An 18,799-nucleotide genomic window follows, 5' to 3' on the forward strand; every position below is an offset into this window, starting at 1 on the left:
AACGGGAGAGCATTTTGGTTCATCTGATTGACCGACGTATTCAAGGTAAAAATAAATCTGCCCCCAATCGCGAGCGATTTTTACGACGCTATAAAGGGCAGATTAAAGAGGCGGTTGCGCGGGCAGTAAAAGGGCGTTCGATTACGGATATCGAAAGCGGAGAACGTATTTCTATTCCGGTCAAGGATGTCAATGAGCCCAATTTTGGTCATGCCCATGGTGGTGTGTGGGAGGGAGTGCAGCCGGGGAATGAGGAATATCAAAAAGGCGACCAGATTGCGCGTCCTAAAGGGGGCGGAGGGGGAAGTGGTAAAGGGCAGGGTGGTAATAGCGAGGATCCAGCGGAAGACGATTTTGTCTTTCAGCTGAGTCGCGAAGAATTTATGAACTATTTCTTCGAAGACCTCGAATTACCGAATATGGTGAAAACACAACTGACATCAACCACCGATTTTAAAAGCCAACGTGCTGGCTATAAGACATCGGGAACGGCCTCTAGTTTGCATGTATTGCGTTCCTTACGTGGTGCCATGGGGCGTCGGATTGCGGTCGGTGGTAAGTCGTCACGGCGCTTGAAAGAGGCAGAATCCGAGCTCACTGCATTGCTGGATACAGGCGCAACGTTCACTGATCCTCGTGTCGTTGAATTGAAACATGAAATACATCATCTTCGTACGCGGCTGTTGGCGATTCCATTTCTAGATCCGTTAGATCTCCGCTACAGTAACCGGATCAAGGTGCCCAAACCTGCAAGCCAGTGTGTCATGTTTTGCTTGCTTGACGTGTCCGGCTCGATGGATGAACAAAAAAAAGATATCGCAAAACGCTTCTTTATTTTGCTGTATTTGTTCCTTACTCGCGCCTATGAAAAAATTGAGGTCGTTTTTATCCGACATCATACGACGGCACAAGAAGTCGATGAAGATGCGTTTTTTCATTCGCGCGAATCCGGTGGCACGATCGTGTCGTCTGCGTTGAATTTGCTGACGCAAACCATTCAAGATCGTTACGCTGCCAGCGATTGGAACGTGTATGTTGCACAGGCATCGGATGGTGATAATTGGGACAACGACTCAATTCAATGCCGCGAATTATTGGTGAGCAAAGTAATGCCACTTGTGCAGTATTACGCCTATGTTGAAATCACCGAAGGCGAACCGCAAAACTTATGGCTTGAATACGAGCAAGTGGCGGCGCGACATGCGCACTTTGCGATGCAAAAAATAGAGTCCCCCGCCGATATTTATCCTGTATTTAGAGAACTCTTCAAAAAACAGCCGAATTGAGGTTCATCATGGAAACCGTACATGACACGCCTAAGCTTAGACATCCGCGTGCATTACCAGAGCAATCGGAATGGACGTTTGAACTGATCGAGCAGGCGCATGAAGAAATTCGTCGGGTCGCAGAGCAATTCGGCCTTGATACCTACCCCAATCAACTCGAAATCATTACCGCCGAACAGATGATGGACGCGTATGCCTCGGTAGGCATGCCCGTCTCCTACAACCACTGGTCGTTTGGTAAGCATTTTTTATCCACCGAAAAAAGTTATCGACGTGGTCAAATGGGCTTGGCCTATGAGATTGTGATTAATTCCAATCCTTGCATTTCGTATCTGATGGAAGAGAATAGTCTTACGATGCAGGCCTTGGTGATCGCCCATGCCGCTTATGGGCACAATTCGTTTTTTAAAGGCAATTATCTTTTTCGTACATGGACCGATGCGGATGCCATTATCGACTATATGGTATTTGCAAAAAACTACATCGCTGATTGCGAGCAGCGACATGGCGCTGAAGCAGTAGAACTGATCATCGATTCCTGCCATGCATTACAAAATTATGGCGTCGATCGCTACAAACGTCCTGCGCGGATTTCATTGACGGAAGAACGTGAGCGTCAGGCCGAGCGCGAAAATTATTTGCAATCCCAAGTCAATGACCTGTGGCGGACCTTGCCTCGGCGGCCGGAAGTTGTAGAAAGCGTCCAGGAGCGGCGCTTTCCGCAAGAGCCGCAAGAAAATTTACTGTATTTTATTGAAAAATATTCGCCGCTCTTAGAACCGTGGCAGCGTGAAATCGTGCGCATCATCCGGAAAATTTCGCAGTATTTTTATCCGCAACGACAAACGCAAGTGATGAATGAAGGATGGGCGACTTTTTGGCATTACACCATTCTCAATCAGCTCTATGATGAAGGCATTGTCGGTGATGGCTTTATGATGGAATTTTTACAGAGCCATACCAATGTTGTCTACCAGCCGCCAGTGAGCAGTCGTTATTTTAACGGGATCAATCCTTACGCCTTAGGGTTTGCCATGATGCGGGATATCCGTCGCATCTGTGAAGAACCGACGGCTGAAGATCGCGAATGGTTTCCTGATCTGGCAGGGAGTGATTGGCGGCAGACCTTGCAGTTTGCGATGCGAAACTTTAAAGACGAGAGTTTCATCGCTCAGTACTTATCGCCGAAGCTGATTCGCGATTTTCATTTCTTTGCGATTCTCGATGACGACAGCAAGGACAAGTTGCAGATTTCTGCCATTCATGACGAGAGCGGTTATCGCTATATTCGTCAACAGCTCGCTGGGCAATACAATCTGGGAAACCGTGAACCGAATATCCAGGTCTGGTCGGTGGATATGCAAGGGGATCGTTCATTGACGCTGCGACACATGCAATACCTGCGTCGTCCACTCAATGCCCAAACGGGTGAAATGCTCAAGCATGTCGCACGCTTGTGGGGGTTTGATGTGTTTTTAGAAACTGTCGATACGCAAAATAAAGTGTTGGCACGCCAGGAATGCAAATGGGAAAAACGTAGCCGTTAAGGACTGCTTCAGATAGAATGAAGCGGATACCAACACGATGGAGAAAGCATTATGTTTTTGGATTACCCGAAGATTTCTGCAACGAACAGCGAAACCGAGCCAGATCGTATTGAGCGTCTCAGCCGCGTGTATGGTTATGCGGCCGGCTTAGCCGATCTGGACGGCAATACCACATGTATCGAAAAGCTCGCAAAGCTTCATGATCACAAAGGGACGCTGATGGTGATCTGGCATGTAGCACCGACTTCCCAAGAAATCGGCTACTTTTTGCGCGCTTGGCAGAGCCGCATCGGTGACGAATCGACCCAGGTCGAACATGCCTTGATGATCAGTGAATCCGCTCAGCGTGCTGGAGATGCGAGCGAATCCGAGTAAGTCAGAAGCCGCACACCATTGAGCACCACCAACAAGCTGGTGCCGGTGTCGGCGAAGACCGCCATCCACAGGCTCGCGTGACCACTTAACGCCAGCGCAAAGAAAATAAATTTCACTACCAAGGCAAAGCCAATGTTTTGCCACAGGATGGCGCTGGTTTTTTGAGAAATCCGAATAAACTCTGGCAGCTTTCGCAAATCATTTTGCATCAGCGCCACGTCGGCGGTTTCTAATGCAGTGTCGCTTCCTGCTGCCATCGCAAAACCAATATGCGCACGAGCCAAGGCGGGCGCATCGTTAATCCCGTCTCCTGTCATGCCAGTCACACCCTGATCCGCAAGTTGTTTCACGGCATCGAGCTTATCCTGTGGCAACAACTGACTGCGTACATCCGTAATGCCCGTCTGCGCAGCAATGGCTTGCGCGGTGTGATCGTTATCGCCAGTCAACATCAGCGTTGAAATACCAAGAGCATGCAATTCTTCAATGGCTTGCTTGCTGGTAGCTCTGACTTGATCTGCAATGGCGAGCAACCCCAGTAAGGATTGATTGCTGCATAGGAAAATAATGGTGTTACCTAATTTCTCTAAGGCAGCGACTTCCCGGTCCAATAATTGCTGCTGATCCGTGCTTATATTGATCGCTAAGGCTTCCACCAAAGCACGATTGCCTAATTGATAATGAATGCCATCGATGGTGCCGCTGATACCGCGACCACGACCTTGTTCCACGAGGGTGATTTCTGATGCGGGTAAGAGCCCCGTTGTGCAGGCTTCAACCAGCGCATGCGCCAAAGGATGACTTGAATTCGCATCCAGACTTGCCGCCAGTTGCAGGAGAGTGGCTTCACTTTCATTGCCCAAGCTGATGGTTTTTGTGAGCCGCGGTTTGCCTTCGGTCAGCGTGCCTGTTTTATCAAAAGCCAGCGTTTTCAGTTGCCGCCCATGTTCTAAAAATAACCCCCCTTTCACCACAATACCGCGCCGCGCTGCAAGCGCAAGACCACTGACCACCGTGACGGGAGTCGAGATTACCAGGGCGCAAGGACAAGCGATCACCAGTAATACCAGAGCGCGATAGAGACTCTCATGCCAGCTATGGTGTAAAGCAAGGGGTGGTACGAGGGCCATCAGGACAGCAAAGAGAAAAACACTGGGTGTGTAGACGGCTGCAAATTTGTCGACAAACCCTTGCATCGGGGCACGTTGGCTTTGTGCATCTTGCACGGACTGGGCGATACGGGCGAGCATCGTTGCATTGGCAGCAGCGGAAACGCGAATCTGGATCGCACCCGATTGATTCAGGCTTCCCGCATAAACGATATCACCGATACGTTTCTCAACGGGAATACTTTCACCAGTGATGGCTGCTTGATTGACATGCGATTGACCCGCTTCAATGGTGCCATCTAATGCGATACGATCACCGGGACGACACTGCACCAAGGCACCTACTGCAACCTCGTTAGTGGGAATCGCTTGCCAGCTAGCATCGACTTGCTGCACAAGGGCGGTCTCAGGTGCATGGGCTAGCAAACCACTGATGGCGTCACGGGCACGTAAGAGACTGGCCGCTTCGATCATTTCTGCCACCGCAAATAAGCAAATGACCATCGCTGCTTCTGGCCATTGTCCGATCGCCAGCGCACCCATCACGGCGGCTGTCATGAGTAAGTGAATGTTGAGCGTGAAATGGCGCAATGCAATCCACCCTTTTTTGAGCGTCGGCATACCGCAAGCCAAGATCGCTGTGACTGCTAACAGGGCAACCGGCAGCGAGGTATCGTTGCCTGTCATCCAAGCAGTGATTTCTGCGGCCGCGGCAGTAATGACGCCAACTGCCACTTTCCAATACTGCGCTTTGGATGGCGTTGCGGGAGCAGCGGCTTTCTCACCTTCAGCTAATTCGGTACCAGACATGCCTAACGCTTTGAGCTTAGCGTGGATTTCAGCGGGTTCCTGCTGGTAGTGATGCACCGTCAGAATGCGGTTGAGTAAATCGAAATCTAACCCTAGCACATGAGGCATTCCCGTCATTGTGCGACGAATTAAGGCTTCCTCGGTCGGGCAATCCATATCAGCGATGTGCAGTCGAAGCCGTTTGGCATCGGCTGGCACGACGGCTTTCTCTGACGCAGACGGCGCGGCGTGTGAATGGTCATGACTACATGCGTGACCGTGCTTGTGATCATGCCCATGGTGATCGTGATGTTCATGATGTTCATGTTTCTTCTCGTGACTGTGACCATGATGATGCGCATGACCATCGTGATGATGATCATGTGTAGGAGCGAGAGGATGGTCGACAAGCCCGTGATCGTGGCCGCAGCAGGAGGAGTCTTGCGTCATGGTAGTTCCAATTCAGAGAAGTTAAAACTAGTGTAGACTCTGGAGTCACTACAGGGTCAAGGAAATTGTTTGTCGCGTTGTTAGGAGGATGTTGTCATGTGCTTAATGATAGAACTACAGAGAAAACACCATGCGTATCAGTGAATTAGCCAGTGCGACAGGCGTTGATCTTGAAACGATCCGCTACTATGAAAAGCAAGCGCTCCTGCCGGCTCCTGCCAGGGAAGAAAATGGTTATCGCAGTTACACCGCGGAGCATTTAGAGCGTTTATCGTTTATCCGGCACTGTCGGGCACTCGATATTCCGTTAGCGGATATCCGGCGGCTGGTGTCGTTTATCCAAAGCCCGGCAGAAGATTGCGGCGATATTAATCATTTGATTGATCAACAGATCGCCCGTGTGAAAGCACGTCTTAAAAGTATGAAGGCACTAGAGAAGCAGTTGAGCCAACTGCGGGCGCGGTGTGATGACCGTCACCACGGGAAAGAATGTGGGATATTGCACGAATTAGTGTCGGCCGCGCATGGCGAGGCGTGCGCCTGCCATGCGGAGAGCAAATAAACCTTACTGTGCAGCGAGTTCAGCGAACAAATCGGAAATACCCGCCCAGCCGATAGCGATGCCGATACACAACAAAATAAACGCCGATAAGCGCATTAAGACCGTTGCACCCACGTCGCCCAAGAATTTTTCCATATTACGGGCAAAGCGATAGCACAGATAAATCACCAGCGTCGTCAACAACACACCAATCGCGGACGCGAGGCTGGTCAGCAAAAAATCGACGGGTTTATGCGGCATTTGTGCGCCCAGCGTGATGGAGGCCGCGATGGTCCCCGGACCAACGGTGAGCGGAAAGCTAAAAGGATAGAAACTACGGCGACGTAATTCATTCTGGCTCCAGGTGCCACCATGACTGGCTGCAACCGAGTTGAGCAATTTATCCTCACTTTGGTCGTTGAGCAGTTTCCAGCCTGCCATCCCGACAACAATACCGCCAGCGACACGCACGATAGGAATCGAGATGCCAAAAAAATCGAGCACATAAGAACCAATAAAGACCGCACCCATCAACAAGAAAAAGCAATTAAGCGCAATCCGTTTTGCGAGGCGATTAGACAAGGCAGGATCGATTGGCCCTGTCATCGATAGAAAGATAGGCGCTACGGCAATAGGATTTAAAATAGGCAAGACCGTGATCGGCACGACGACTAATGCTTTTAAGAATGCGTTGATCGCAACACTCATGAATGACTCCAGAAAACGCTTAGCGTGTGATTATAAAGTCCGCGTCGGTACTCGTGTTCATCTTTGCAACGTGTATCGCTTTAAATTGGCAAATTCCTCGGTATTATCTTCATTTTCGTTGTGCTGACGGTGGCGCGCTCTGGATCGATGAGCGATCATGGCATGCGTTGCGGTGCCGGTGACTGGGTGTATTGATCGACGATTCATTGAACAAAACGCAACTAAAAAGGTCTGATAACAAGGGAAGCCAGCTAGAATTGGCGGCATTGTTTGGCAAATAGTGCCAATATCACGGTTGAATTTGCCGTAGTTTTGCGCAGTGTTTCTGTGCATTCCATCTCATGACAAAAGGAAGTAACGATGACAATTACCCCCGTTTTGCCGCGCTGGTCAGTATTGATTCCGGTGTTCTCCTGGCTTGCATTGGCTGGCAATATGCTGCATCTGGGCTCAGTGTACGCCGTGGTGCTTACGATTGCCCTCTTTGGTGGCGTATTGACTGCGGTTTATCATGCTGAGGTTGTCGCTCATAAAATTGGCGAGCCATTTGGCACATTATTGCTGGCGCTCGCAGTGACCCTGATTGAGGTGGCGTTGATTGTTTCGCTGATGTTATCGGGCGGTGCCACGACGGCGGGTCTCGCGCGCGATACGGTATTTGCGGCCATTATGATTATTCTCACTGGAATCATCGGCCTGTGCCTGTTATTTGGTGGCCTTCGTCACCGCGAGCAAAGTTTTGGCTTGCAGGGCGCGAGTACGTCTCTGGCAACACTTGCTGCACTCGCTGTGCTGACCTTGGTGTTGCCCAATTTCACGTCTACGGTGACGGGGCCTTTTTATAGTCCTAGCCAGTTAGCGTTTATCGCCATCGTTTCTGTCGTCCTGTACGGTACCTTTGTGTTGATCCAGACAGTAAGACATCGCGATTACTTTTTACCAGAAGTGGCTGTCAGTGATGAAGAAGTGCATGCACCCAAACCATCGAACAAGGTTGCGTGGTGCAGCGCAGGCCTGTTGATTGTGTGTTTGGTCGCGGTGGTGCTGTTGGCCAAATCGCTCGCCCCCGATTTAGAGTTCGCTGTGGCCGCAGTGGGCGCGCCAAAAGAATTGGTCGGTATTATTATTGCGATGATCGTCTTGTTGCCTGAGGGAATTGCGGCCCTGAGTGCAGCACGCGCTAACCGGCTGCAAACCAGTATTAATTTGGCGTTGGGATCGGCGTTGGCCAGCATTGGCTTAACCATTCCTGCTGTAGCGATTATTTCCTTGATCACTGGCTGGCAGTTAAGTCTCGGGATCGATGCGAAATCGACCGTGTTATTGTTGCTCTCACTGATGATCACGACGCTGTCGCTCGGCACCGGGCGTACAACGATTATGCAAGGAACGATTCACCTTGTGATTTTTGCGGTCTATCTGTTCACAACGATTGTGCCGTAGCCTAAGGATGCACAACGCTCCCGATGGGTCCCATGTGTGCTATGTGTGCTATGGGTTAGCCATCGCCTGACCAGACATTTTCAATGAAAGCGAATGGCTTATTTGAGGATGCCTGCGAGTTCTACGGCTGTCTTGACTTGCATTTTGTCAAAAATATGTGCCCGATGTACTTCAACGGTTCGCATACTAATGCCAAGGTGATCGGCGATCACTTTGTTCATTTTTCCTTGCAAAATCAGGTCGAGCACTTCTTTTTCACGGGCTGACAGGCTGGCTAGTCTGTCGTGTACAGCCGCCGCTAAACCAGCCTCACGTGACAAAGCGAGTGCTTCTTGTACGCGATCCATGAGTTTGTTGTCATTGAACGGCTTTTCAAAAAAATCGAATGCACCGCGTTTTAAGCTATCAACCGCCATCGGCACATCACCATGCCCTGTCAGAAAAATGACCGGTAATCGTTTGGTGAGTTTTTTTTCAGAGAGAATGTCAAATAGTCCAATACCGCTGAGTTGAGGCATGCGCACATCGAGCAATAGGCAGTCGCCAGCCTGATCAAAGCGTAAAGGCTGGGCAAGGGCTGTCAGAAATTGCTCGCCGCTGCTGTAGCCAACGGCAGCGATCTGGCGTGAACGTGCCAGCCATGACAGCGAGTCACGGATGACATCTTCATCGTCAATAATGTGTAGCATGGTGTCTCCCCAACTTCTTTGAATTTCAATACTTTGTGGTGTGAAAGCTTGCTATTGTATGCCGCGAAGGCCCGCGCCCGCTCACCCTGTTGCCGTGGCGCGTCTGGACCTTGGCTAGCCGCGGCATTACCGCATCGTTAATCGCGATATGCCGGTAAGGCAAAGCGGAAGATAGTACCACCAGCAGGGTTATCGCTGTGCGTGAGTTTACCACCATGAAATTCTATCGCAGTACGACAGATATTGAGTCCCATGCCCATTCCCGACGCTTTTGTCGAAAAGAAAGGCGAAAATAAGCGTTCTGCAATGGCTTCTGAAATACCAGAACCGCGGTCAACAACCTCGACCACGACTTGATCGACCTCTTTATCCAGACTTGCCTGAATCCGCAGATTGCGCTGTCCGGCAGGTGTTTCGTGCATTGCTTCGATGGCATTGCGGGTGAGATTTAAGAGAACTTGCTCAATGAGCACTTTGTCGGCGAGTACTTTGGGTAAATTTTTTGTCGGTAGCCATTGCAGAGAGATATGCGATGCCTGCCCTTGTAATTCTATTAATGGCATCGTGTTTTGTATCAGCTCGCAGATATCGACTTGCTCGCGGGTAGGTTCCCGTTTTTTAACGAATTCGTGCACGCTACGAATAATCTGCCCGGCGCGCTGGGCTTGGTTGTTGACTTTGCTCAGTGCACCGATGAGCAGATTATTGTCTGCATTCTCGGTCTCGAGGATATTCATCGCCCCAGTGGTGTAGCTAGAAATGGCGGCCAAAGGCTGGTTCAGCTCGTGGGCGAGCATCGAGGCAATTTCTCCCATGGTGGCAAGACGTGCGCTCGCATGCAATTTTTCTTCTTGTTGGCGGGTCAGTTCTTGTGCGCGTTTGAGTTCAGAAATGTCGAGAATGGAGCTCATCCATCCCGTCTGATTGCCAGTTTCATCAATCAGCGCTGATTCGTAAATCAAAACGGAAATTTTGGTACCGTTGGCGTGCTGGTAAATGGTTTCAAAGCCATTGGATGGAACGGTGCCAGCAAGGAGCTCAGTAAAGCGCTGTTTGTACTCCGCAAAGGCTTCAGGTGCCCAGTAGGGCATGGGGGGGAGACGACCGATAATTTCTTCCGCAGGGAAGCCGACCATTGTGCAAAACGCGGGATTGACGTACGTCAGACGACCTTGCATGTCACGCGCGCGCAAGCCTGTGACAAGCGAGTTTTCCATGGCGGTACGGAAAATCACCTGTTGTCGGAGTGCCCCCTCAGTGGCTAAGCGACGATTAATATCGCGCCAAAGCGCAGCGAGGCTCCAGATGAGGCCCAGCGACAAAACAATCACCACCGAGACCAGCAGATTTGCTAGGAGCTTCGGTTCGCTTTTGTTGCTGTTGGTATGCAAAACAAGCGGCAGATCGGGTAGATCTAACGTGCGGTTATGGGTATAGACGTTTTTCCCCAAGCCAGCAGAGGCGCGTGTTGCATAGACTTTATCATCGATATCCACCAACGAGATTTGGTTGTCTTGCGCAAACCACCAAGGAACCAGCTCTTCTAAAATGCCATTGGCGCGATACGTAATGATAATGCGACCAAAGTGCTTGCTGCCTTTAATGAGGGGAATTTGGCAGTTGATGATGTAGGAATTTTTCTCCGCTTTAGCAAATTGATCATCTAATGTTGGTGTAAAGCAACGAGTACGGATATCAAATTCTAAGGTCCCAGATTCTTGGTATGGCAGATCAGGCACGTGCTTTCCCGAGGGGCCATCCTCGGTACTAGCGGTCACAAGCGCGTTATGATGGTTAAACCACGCAAGACTAGAAATTTCGTGATTGCTGTTACGCAAACGCTCAAAACGTTCAAGGACTTCTGCCGGTTTTAAACCAATACCCATAATGTCAGCACCAATTTGGCGTAACATTTCGTCGTTGCGGTCTATTTGAAACTGAATTGCATGCTCGACCCACAAGGTGTCCGCAATGAGTTGCTCTTGGCGCTCATTGGCTTCCATCCTTTGTGCTTGTAATGGTAACCAGATCAGGGTGGCAAGAAAAAGTGAAATGAGCAGGATCGGAATGATCCAACGCCATTTTTCTCTTGACCAGGTACGCGTAATGTCGAAAATCTTCATGCGTTACAGTGTAATGGACAAGTGCGGTGAGCACTAGCGACAAACGACCGCTGTCTCCGGCATGCGCTTGTGGTTTTCCACACTTGTTGGTTAAACTTTATTTCTGAATAATGAATCAGCCAATGTACTTGGCAATTACATTGGAGACAGTTGTGAAAATCAAATACGCTTTCTTATGTTTCATCACTGCGTTCACCACTCACATCTCCGCCTATGCGCAATCGATACCGTCTGCGCAGTCACCACTTGTCATTAAATTCAGTCACGTTGTCGCCAGCAATACGCCTAAGGGTGAAGCAGCGCAGCGGTTTAAAGAACTCGCCGAAAAAGCCACCCACGGTCGCGTCAGAGTAGATATCTTTCCCAATAGTAGCTTATACAAAGATAAAGAAGAATTAGAAGCGCTGCAGTTAGGGGCGGTTCAGATGCTGGCGCCGTCGCTGGCGAAATTCGGCCCGCTGGGGATTAAAGAGTTTGAAGTATTTGATGTGCCTTACATTTTTCCTTCCAAGGAAGTGTTGTACAGCGTGACACAGGGGCCGATTGGGCGCAGTCTGTTAAGCAAATTAGAGCCCAAAGGGATCACGGGACTCGCGTTTTGGGATAATGGTTTTAAAGATATTTCTGCAAACCGCCCAGTGCACTCGCCAACCGATATGAAGGGCTTGAAGGTTCGTATTCAATCTTCCAAAGTGATTGACGTACAAATGCGGACCCTCGGTGCCGTGCCGCAAGTGTTGGCGTTTTCCGAGGCGTATCAAGCGCTGCAAAGTGGGTTCGTCAATGCCACCGAAAACCCACCCTCCAATTTTTATACCCAAAAAATGTATGAAGTCCAAAAACACATGACCTTAACGGGCCATGGGTATCTTGGCTACGCCGTCATTGTGAACAAAAAATTCTGGGATGGGTTACCAACAGACATTCGTGATGAACTCAACACGGCGATGGCAGAGGCAACGACCTACGCTAACACGATCGCGCAGCAGGAAAATGACCGCGCCTTAGAGGCCATTAAGAAGACAGGGAAAACAAAGGTCTATGCGCTGACGCCGCAGGAGAAGAATGCGTGGCGAAAGGAACTATTGCCTGTGCAGAAAGAATTTGAGCAACGGATTGGCAAAGAACTCGTGAGTAGTATCAACAAAGAAGCTGCTAAATTTGGATACCAATAACATTGTTAAAGGAACCCTTTTTTAACGGAGCGATGTTTACCAAGGTGTTTCTATATGGCAATCGATGAAAGTGCGCCCGTATTTCAGATGGTTGAGAGTCGTGTGAAGCATTGATTTCACTTGATAAGGATCGATAGATCACCTAAAGTTGATTTAACGCAATAAAATGAAAATCGAAAAATGTTTACCACATTTTCTGGGTTTTTTAATGCGTTTTACATATATGCAACACATGCGTGTTTTTACTTAGTTTTTTTGTGTCACTGGTATTAGGTCGTGCTATATTCTGCGCAGATTTGAAATTTGCAGTTGATCAAAAGACAGGATTAAAAGGCGGTAGTGCGAAAAAACGGTACTCATACCGTACACTGAGGAGACGCGCGTTTTTATTACAAGCTGAGTTGATGTGGTACCACATCAAACTAAACAGCCGAAAACGCGAGATAAATTTTAAGGGCGCATCGATGATGCGCCTTTTTTTCTTTTTGGGCTGTTTTTTCATTATTCCTACCGCTTCCGCCTCGACTTTCCCAACTACAGCGCCGCTATCACGTCGCTTACGCCGTCCTTCTCCTCACTTCCGCTCTCGACCTCTTCGCTCACTCCGTCATTTTCGTTGATTTCTCCATCACTTTCGTCACTTTCGCAGTTATTTTCGTCGCTCCCGCGTAGGCGGGAGCCCAGTGGCGCGGTAGCGCCTTTTCGTGATTAGCGCCTGCAAAAGTGGCAAAGCGCGTTCGCGCACTGGATCCTCCGCTTTCGCGGAGGATGACGAAAGAAATAGAGGTGGAGGGTGACGAGAAAATAGATGTAGAGGATGACGAAAGAAATAGAGGTGGAGGATAACGAATCGATAGAGGCAGAAGATGATGAAAAGATAGAGATGGAGGATGACTTTTTCGCTCCCTCTGGCACTTTCGTTGATTCCCCCATCAATTTCGTTACTCTCGCAGTTATTTTCCTCGCTCCCGCACATATTTTCGTCGCTCCCGCGTAGGCGGGAGCCCAGTGGCGCGGTAGCGCCTTTTCGTGATTAGCACCTGCAAAAGTGACAAAGCGCGTTCGCGCACTGGATCCTCCGCTTTCGCGGAGGATGACGAGAAAAATAGAGGTGGAGGATGACGAAAAGATGCAGGCAGGGGATGACGAAAGAAATAGAGGCGGAGGATGACGAGAAAATACAGGTGGAGGATGACGAGAAAATAGAGGTAGAAGATGACGAAAAGATAGAGGCTGAGAATGACGGGATAATAGAAATCCCTTCACAGGTCGTTGCGCGATTCCCTTTTTTCACAATGATCCGCTATGCTGTGAGCTTTGATACGCTGAAATACACTATGTCAGACCAGGAAGCCGCCATTTTTTCTGCAGTGATCCATGCCCCGTTCGGCGCGATGGGAATTCGGACAGAAGAGCAGTTCATCACTGAGTTGGTCTATTTGCCACCTCGGTTTAATGAAAAGGCACCGAGAGATCCCGTTGCGGAGGAGGCGGCTCGTCAAATTTTGGCTTATTTTGCAGATCCTGATTTCCGATTCACATTACCCTTAAAGCCGGCAGGCACTGCTTTTCAAGCGCGGGTGTGGCAGGCGATCTCTGCGGTTCCAAGGGGGCAGGTTGCTACTTATGGACAAATTGCGAAACATATCCGATCTGCGCCGCGGGCTGTTGGTCAGGCGTGTGGTGCTAACTGGTATCCTCTGGTCATCCCTTGCCATCGCGTGACGGCGGCTGGAGGCTTGGGGGGATTTGCGCACCATGACGATGAAACTGGTTTTCATCTGGGCGTGAAGCGCTGGCTATTGGCACATGAGGGTGTCACGGCGTATCTTTGAACAATGCTTTCACCATAACGCCTACCTCGATGACTCAAGTTCAACAACCCTTACCCATTCTTTTGCCCGACAAGGTCACTGCGCAGATTGACCAGTTTTGTGATCTATTATGGCTGGAGGATGGTTTAGCGAAAAATACGGTCGATGCTTATCGGCGTGATATGCGCTTATTTGCTGAGTGGCTGCACATTAACGCAGAGAAAGATCTGTACCAAGTTCTTGCCACTGATATCGCCGACTATATGACCTCAAAACATGCCACGTCGAAGGCAACATCAGCCAATCGACGTTTAAGTGTTCTCAAGCGGTTTTATTTGCAGGCACTAAGGCAACGTCTGATCGCGGTGAATCCCTGCAGCAAACTGAAATCAGCAAAGCAGGCAACCCGTCTTCCTAAGTCACTGAGCGAAAGCCAAGTGGAGGCATTGTTGGCGGCACCCGATGATAGCCCGCTTGGTATACGTGATCGCACGATGCTGGAATTACTCTATGCATGTGGCTTGCGGGTGTCGGAGTTGGTGAATCTGCAGTCTGTCGAGGTGGGTTTAAATGAGGGTGTATTGCGTGTCACAGGTAAAGGCGACAAAACGCGTTTGGTGCCCTTTGGTGAGGTGGCGCGTGTCTGGCTTGAAAAGTATCTGAAGCAAGCGCGTCCTGTTATTTTGCAGGGACAAGTGGACGATGCATTGTTTGTGACCGCGCGCGGTGGTGCGATGACGCGGCAAATGTTTTGGGTCTTGATTAAGAAATACGCGGCACAAGCGGGGATTACACTACATTTATCGCCTCACACCTTGCGTCATGCGTTTGCGACCCATCTACTGAATCATGGTGCGGATTTGCGGGTGGTTCAGTTGTTGTTGGGGCATGCAGATATTTCAACGACCCAGATTTATACGTATGTGGCAAAAGAACGTTTGAAGAAACTCCATGCAGACCATCATCCGCGAGGGTTGTAAAGAAAAAATGGCCATCCGTCGATGGCCATTTTTTTGGTCAGTAGAACGTTGTTCAAATCAATTTAAATTAAAGTAAATTAAATTAAATTAGAACTTATATTTACCAGTCACGTAGAGCGTACGCAAGAACGAATCAGTGTAGCGCGCATCGTAACCCGCCTGCTGACCACCACCTGCGGATTGCAATGACATCGGTGGTACGCGGTTAAACAAGTTTTTGATGCCGGCACGCAGTTCCACTTTTTTGCTGTACTCGTAACGACCTTGCCAATCCACCGTGGTGTAGGAAGGAACGTGTAAGGTAATGCTTTCGTCCTTACCTGTGCCAAGATTGCGGACGGTCGCCGGTGCATCTTGATAGCCAGAACGGTAATTGAAACTCAGAGAGTTCGTGAATTTACCGGTTTCGAGCGTCGTCGTTGCACTCATGATGTTACGGAAGCCGACACTGTTGTAGATACTGAATTTACCCAAATCGGTATCCCATTGGTTGTCCGTACCTGGTTTCGTAAAGTTAGACACCAGCATATACGTTCCGCTGATATTGCCTGTTAATGTGCCGAAACCCAGCTTTTGACGGCCAGTCAGGTCCCAGTCGATACCACGGTTATGTGCTTTACCGATGTTGATCGCCAGATCCTTGAATGCCCAGTAGCTGTTTCCTGTCGCCACTTCTTTCGAGAGGGTGAACAGTTGCGCATACTTGGCTGGATCACCAAAAGCTAATTGCTGACTGACGGACGATACCTGATCACGCATCTCTACGTCCCAAAGATCGAAGCCAACAGAGAAATCAGCGGTTGGCTCATAGCGTGTACCGATACTGAATTGTTTGGATTTTTCTGGTTTCAATTCCGCATTGCCACCGGTTAAGCGGTCATATTGCGCAATACCTGGTTTGCAATAATCCGTTCCTGGGAATGGACATGCCCAGTTATTGGTAACACCTGCGGATACGAGCGGTTGCGCAATCGCGAGCATGGAAGGTGCTTTAAAGCCTGTGCCGTATGAACCACGAATCAGCCAAGTATTGGTTGGCTGGTAACGCAAAGACAATTTATAGGTCGTTGCATTTTTACCTTCACCAACTGATTTATTGTTCACGCTATCAGTGATCGATGAATACTGATCAAAACGGGTCGCAGCAGTGAATTCGACTTTGTCCAAAACAGGTGCCAAGAACTCGGCGAATACGCCAGATGTTTTGCGCGATAAATCATACGTTGGTGGAACGGCTAAGTTATAAACCGCGCCTGCTGCAACGCTATCAGACGGTGTTTGCTGAAAATTGTATTCACGATAGTCACCGCCAACACCCAAGCTAGCATTACCGCCTGGTAATGCAAACAATTCACGTGAGCCGCGTACGTCGATGCCTTTCAGTGTGGTCGATGCGGTGCGGATCGATCCATTGAAGAGGGAGCTTTGAATTGCTTGCTTTACGGCATCGGATTGCTGCCCAGCTGGCAAGAAGGGGTTGAAACTGCCCGCTTTGAGCATGCCACGGAAGGTGCTATCTAAAACGTAGCCACCAGTGTATCGCTCGTCAATCGCATTTTTGGAATACGTTGCGCCACTGTTGACAGACCATCCCAGATATTCACCCTCGACACCGACAACAAAGTGCTTGGTGTCTGTGATGGTATTGTCATCACGTGTTCCCCAGTCGGACATACGATAGCTCGCAGACACGGTTTTGATTGATGCTGCTTGGGCCGCTGTCAAGTAAGGCAACACATAGGAGTTGTAATACGCGGAGCCTGGTGTGATCGTCACTGGGACTGGATTTGGTGCAATACGTGCTGTTAAGTTCACGCGCGACAGGGCGATGTCGGTGAACAATGTCCAGTCGTTGTTGAGCTTATAGCGCGCTGTCGTGAACAAGCTATCACGTTGAGATACAGGCACAATCTCCAAAGTGGACGCATAGTCAAACGTACAGCCTTTTGGGTTGTTCAGATTGACGACGTGGTTTGCTGGGCAAGTGCCATTGGCGAGCAGGTATGGATTAAACGTAATGCCTGGCAAGTTTTTGTCTTTAAAGCTCGCAGTGACGTTCGCAGGAACCGTTGAGCCACTTGTACGATCAAATACATACTTGTTGCCGTTGGCAGAGAAAGGCAGGTAAGCCGTTTTGGCGAAGTCGCGATCAGTTGCTTTGAGTTGTTGTTGATCGTCATGACGGTAGCTGACCAATACGTTGTAGCCTTTTTCGACTAGATCACCAAAACCATAGGTCAAGCTTGCGTTATAAGACTGGCCGCCACCTTCTAATGGCGCATTGTAGCCGGCCTCGACCGTGCCACCTTGTTCATTTTTCTTCAGAATAAAGTTAACAACCCCAGCAATGGCGTCCGAGCCATAGAGAGCGGACGCGCCATCTGTCAGAATTTCAACGCGTTCAACGGCGCTCATTGGAATGGCGTTCAGATTGACCGAGCTTCCGGAGCCTTGTGGAGCAACACGGCGACCATTGAGCAAAACCAGTGTGTAATCTTCGCCAATGTTGTGGATGGAGGCGCTCACGCGACCACCAGAGTTGGTACCGACGGCAGTCGATTGCGTTGTAAAGCCTTGCATCGCTGGTAACTTCTGGATCAAGTCCGCAACAGTCGTCGCACCAGTACGGGCAATGGCTTCTTTATTGAGTTGTTGCACAGGCAGCGCGCCTTCTTTGTAGATGCGCTTGATACTGGAGCCAGTAATTTCAATTTTTTGAACGGTTTCGGTTGCTTCTTGAGCGAAACTCACGGCACACATGCTGCCTGCAAGGAGGCTTAATGCCAATTTGACTGAGGTTACGACGGTTTTTTGCTTCAGGACCATTACTACTTCTCCAAAGAATTTATTTATTTTTCATTTATTTTTTGCATGTAACTGAACAGAAAAGCGGTGGCAATGTGCTGTTCGTTATCTTTTGTGTGCATTACTCGCCGAAATGAATAGATACAAATTGAAATATAAAAGCGAGTTGCGTTACATTATGCCCACAAATGAACTTCAAAGAAACAATAAGTTACTTACAGTGATTTTATTGTTGCATTCGTGTGACATGAAAAGTAAATTTATTTTCAATTTTGATTATTGCTGCAACATATTTGTGCAAGAAGGTCAGCGATATGCTGCGCAAATGTCGCTGCTGCCGCAGGAGTGAAGCTATAATTCGTCTTCGTTTTTTGAGTTTTGACGGGGAAACATTTTGGCAAAAAAAGAACATGTTTCAGAAACACCTGCAACGCAATGGCTGAAAAAAAACAAGGTGGCGTTTTCTGAGCATCCTTACGCGTACGAAGAGCATGGTGGAACGTCGGTCTCGGCGCGTGAACTTGGGGTGGATGAGCACAGCGTCGTCAAAACGCTCGTGATGCAAGATGAACTCGCCAAACCATTGATTGTGCTGATGCATGGTGACCGTAAAGTGTCGACCAAGAATTTAGCTCGTCAGATTCCCTGCAAGTCAGTCGAACCTTGCAAACCCGATGTTGCACAAAAACATTCGGGATACTTGGTCGGGGGGACATCGCCGTTTGGTACCAAAAAAACCATGCCTGTGTATGTCGAGCGAAGTATTTTGGAGATTCCCACCATCTATATTAATGGTGGTCGCAGGGGTTACCTTGTTGGCATCGCACCCACCGTCTTGGTGGAAGTGCTGCAAGCACGAGCCGTTGATTGCGCGATAGAAGAATAAGAACCGCAAGCAGCAACTGAATTAGTTGTTTTCTTCAGTTCATCGCACGATCGAGCTTGTGTGTGATTAAATCTGCCTA

General features: G+C 49.2%; 15 protein-coding genes. 10 read left to right on the forward strand and 5 right to left on the reverse strand.

Going from position 1 to position 18,799, the window contains the following annotated elements:
• The first annotated feature begins 14 nt into the window (after positions 1–14).
• Genes ACO0K2_RS15500 through ACO0K2_RS15510 form a run of 3 tightly spaced genes read left to right on the forward strand, consistent with a single transcriptional unit; the run spans position 15 to position 3,208 of the window.
• On the forward strand, positions 15–1,286 hold the full coding sequence (locus tag ACO0K2_RS15500; RefSeq protein ID WP_423020503.1) for a YeaH/YhbH family protein: 1,272 nt from the start codon (positions 15–17) through the stop codon (positions 1,284–1,286).
• Between the two features lie 8 nt (positions 1,287–1,294).
• Positions 1,295–2,833 (forward strand): SpoVR family protein, encoded by a 1,539-nt coding sequence (locus ACO0K2_RS15505; RefSeq protein WP_423020419.1) that lies wholly within the window; start codon positions 1,295–1,297, stop codon positions 2,831–2,833.
• 51 nt (positions 2,834–2,884) lie between these two features.
• On the forward strand, positions 2,885–3,208 hold the full coding sequence (locus tag ACO0K2_RS15510; protein WP_423020421.1) for a hypothetical protein: 324 nt from the start codon (positions 2,885–2,887) through the stop codon (positions 3,206–3,208).
• Here ACO0K2_RS15510 and ACO0K2_RS15515 read toward each other — a convergent pair.
• On the reverse strand, positions 3,175–5,556 hold the full coding sequence (locus ACO0K2_RS15515; RefSeq protein ID WP_423020423.1) for a heavy metal translocating P-type ATPase: 2,382 nt from the start codon (positions 5,554–5,556) through the stop codon (positions 3,175–3,177). The two genes, ACO0K2_RS15510 and ACO0K2_RS15515, sit on opposite strands and share 34 nt — an antisense overlap.
• 130 nt (positions 5,557–5,686) lie before the next feature.
• On the opposite strand from ACO0K2_RS15515, the gene cadR reads away from it, so the two are divergent.
• Complete coding sequence (gene cadR, locus ACO0K2_RS15520) at positions 5,687–6,118, forward strand: Cd(II)/Pb(II)-responsive transcriptional regulator (protein ID WP_423020425.1); 432 nt, start codon at positions 5,687–5,689, stop codon at positions 6,116–6,118.
• 3 nt (positions 6,119–6,121) lie between these two features.
• On the opposite strand, the gene ACO0K2_RS15525 is transcribed toward cadR, so the two are convergent.
• The gene (locus ACO0K2_RS15525; RefSeq protein WP_423020427.1) at positions 6,122–6,805 is read right to left on the reverse strand and encodes a MarC family protein; all 684 of its coding nucleotides are present in this window, start codon (positions 6,803–6,805) and stop codon (positions 6,122–6,124) included.
• A 360-nt stretch (positions 6,806–7,165) separates the two neighbouring features.
• Here ACO0K2_RS15525 and ACO0K2_RS15530 point away from each other — a divergent pair, with 360 nt between their 5' ends.
• The gene (locus ACO0K2_RS15530; protein ID WP_423020429.1) at positions 7,166–8,248 is read left to right on the forward strand and encodes a calcium:proton antiporter; all 1,083 of its coding nucleotides are present in this window, start codon (positions 7,166–7,168) and stop codon (positions 8,246–8,248) included.
• A 98-nt stretch (positions 8,249–8,346) separates the two neighbouring features.
• On the opposite strand, the gene ACO0K2_RS15535 is transcribed toward ACO0K2_RS15530, so the two are convergent.
• Positions 8,347–8,937 (reverse strand): response regulator transcription factor, encoded by a 591-nt coding sequence (locus tag ACO0K2_RS15535; protein ID WP_423020431.1) that lies wholly within the window; start codon positions 8,935–8,937, stop codon positions 8,347–8,349.
• A gap of 137 nt (positions 8,938–9,074) precedes the next feature.
• Positions 9,075–11,060 (reverse strand): ATP-binding protein, encoded by a 1,986-nt coding sequence (locus tag ACO0K2_RS15540; RefSeq protein WP_423020433.1) that lies wholly within the window; start codon positions 11,058–11,060, stop codon positions 9,075–9,077.
• A 182-nt stretch (positions 11,061–11,242) separates the two neighbouring features.
• On the opposite strand from ACO0K2_RS15540, the gene ACO0K2_RS15545 reads away from it, so the two are divergent.
• The 4 genes from ACO0K2_RS15545 to xerD all read left to right on the forward strand — a co-directional run bounded on the left by ACO0K2_RS15545 (position 11,243) and on the right by xerD (position 15,029).
• Positions 11,243–12,235 (forward strand): TRAP transporter substrate-binding protein, encoded by a 993-nt coding sequence (locus tag ACO0K2_RS15545; RefSeq protein WP_423020505.1) that lies wholly within the window; start codon positions 11,243–11,245, stop codon positions 12,233–12,235.
• Between the two features lie 817 nt (positions 12,236–13,052).
• Positions 13,053–13,232 (forward strand): hypothetical protein, encoded by a 180-nt coding sequence (locus ACO0K2_RS15550; protein ID WP_423020435.1) that lies wholly within the window; start codon positions 13,053–13,055, stop codon positions 13,230–13,232.
• Between the two features lie 340 nt (positions 13,233–13,572).
• Positions 13,573–14,070, forward strand: a complete 498-nt coding sequence (locus tag ACO0K2_RS15555; RefSeq protein WP_423020507.1) for a methylated-DNA--[protein]-cysteine S-methyltransferase — start codon at positions 13,573–13,575, stop codon at positions 14,068–14,070.
• A 29-nt stretch (positions 14,071–14,099) separates the two neighbouring features.
• Positions 14,100–15,029 (forward strand): site-specific tyrosine recombinase XerD, encoded by a 930-nt coding sequence (gene xerD, locus ACO0K2_RS15560; RefSeq protein ID WP_423020437.1) that lies wholly within the window; start codon positions 14,100–14,102, stop codon positions 15,027–15,029.
• A gap of 87 nt (positions 15,030–15,116) precedes the next feature.
• Here the strand turns inward: xerD and ACO0K2_RS15565 are convergent, their stop codons facing one another.
• Complete coding sequence (locus ACO0K2_RS15565; protein ID WP_423020439.1) at positions 15,117–17,855, reverse strand: TonB-dependent receptor; 2,739 nt, start codon at positions 17,853–17,855, stop codon at positions 15,117–15,119.
• A 370-nt stretch (positions 17,856–18,225) separates the two neighbouring features.
• Here ACO0K2_RS15565 and ybaK point away from each other — a divergent pair, with 370 nt between their 5' ends.
• Positions 18,226–18,720, forward strand: a complete 495-nt coding sequence (ybaK, locus tag ACO0K2_RS15570; protein ID WP_423020509.1) for a Cys-tRNA(Pro) deacylase — start codon at positions 18,226–18,228, stop codon at positions 18,718–18,720.
• Positions 18,721–18,799 lie beyond the last annotated feature (79 nt).

Origin of the sequence: Undibacterium sp. MH2W (genome assembly GCF_049340215.1) — a bacterium.
Classification (GTDB): domain Bacteria; phylum Pseudomonadota; class Gammaproteobacteria; order Burkholderiales; family Burkholderiaceae_D; genus Undibacterium.

What these genes read in the sequence shown, in the direction of transcription:
- ACO0K2_RS15555 (WP_423020507.1), top strand. Translation starts at nt 13,573, where the DNA reads ATGTCAGACCAGGAAGCCGCCATTTTTTCTGCAGTGATCCATGCCCCG.
- xerD (WP_423020437.1), top strand. Translation starts at nt 14,100, where the DNA reads ATGACTCAAGTTCAACAACCCTTACCCATTCTTTTGCCCGACAAGGTC.
- cadR (WP_423020425.1), top strand. Translation starts at nt 5,687, where the DNA reads ATGCGTATCAGTGAATTAGCCAGTGCGACAGGCGTTGATCTTGAAACG.
- ACO0K2_RS15505 (WP_423020419.1), top strand. Translation starts at nt 1,295, where the DNA reads ATGGAAACCGTACATGACACGCCTAAGCTTAGACATCCGCGTGCATTA.
- ACO0K2_RS15540 (WP_423020433.1), bottom strand. Translation starts at nt 11,060, where the DNA reads ATGAAGATTTTCGACATTACGCGTACCTGGTCAAGAGAAAAATGGCGT.
- ACO0K2_RS15565 (WP_423020439.1), bottom strand. Translation starts at nt 17,855, where the DNA reads ATGGTCCTGAAGCAAAAAACCGTCGTAACCTCAGTCAAATTGGCATTA.
- ACO0K2_RS15535 (WP_423020431.1), bottom strand. Translation starts at nt 8,937, where the DNA reads ATGCTACACATTATTGACGATGAAGATGTCATCCGTGACTCGCTGTCA.
- ACO0K2_RS15510 (WP_423020421.1), top strand. Translation starts at nt 2,885, where the DNA reads ATGTTTTTGGATTACCCGAAGATTTCTGCAACGAACAGCGAAACCGAG.
- ACO0K2_RS15550 (WP_423020435.1), top strand. Translation starts at nt 13,053, where the DNA reads ATGACGAAAGAAATAGAGGTGGAGGATAACGAATCGATAGAGGCAGAA.
- ACO0K2_RS15530 (WP_423020429.1), top strand. Translation starts at nt 7,166, where the DNA reads ATGACAATTACCCCCGTTTTGCCGCGCTGGTCAGTATTGATTCCGGTG.
- ACO0K2_RS15515 (WP_423020423.1), bottom strand. Translation starts at nt 5,556, where the DNA reads ATGACGCAAGACTCCTCCTGCTGCGGCCACGATCACGGGCTTGTCGAC.
- ACO0K2_RS15525 (WP_423020427.1), bottom strand. Translation starts at nt 6,805, where the DNA reads ATGAGTGTTGCGATCAACGCATTCTTAAAAGCATTAGTCGTCGTGCCG.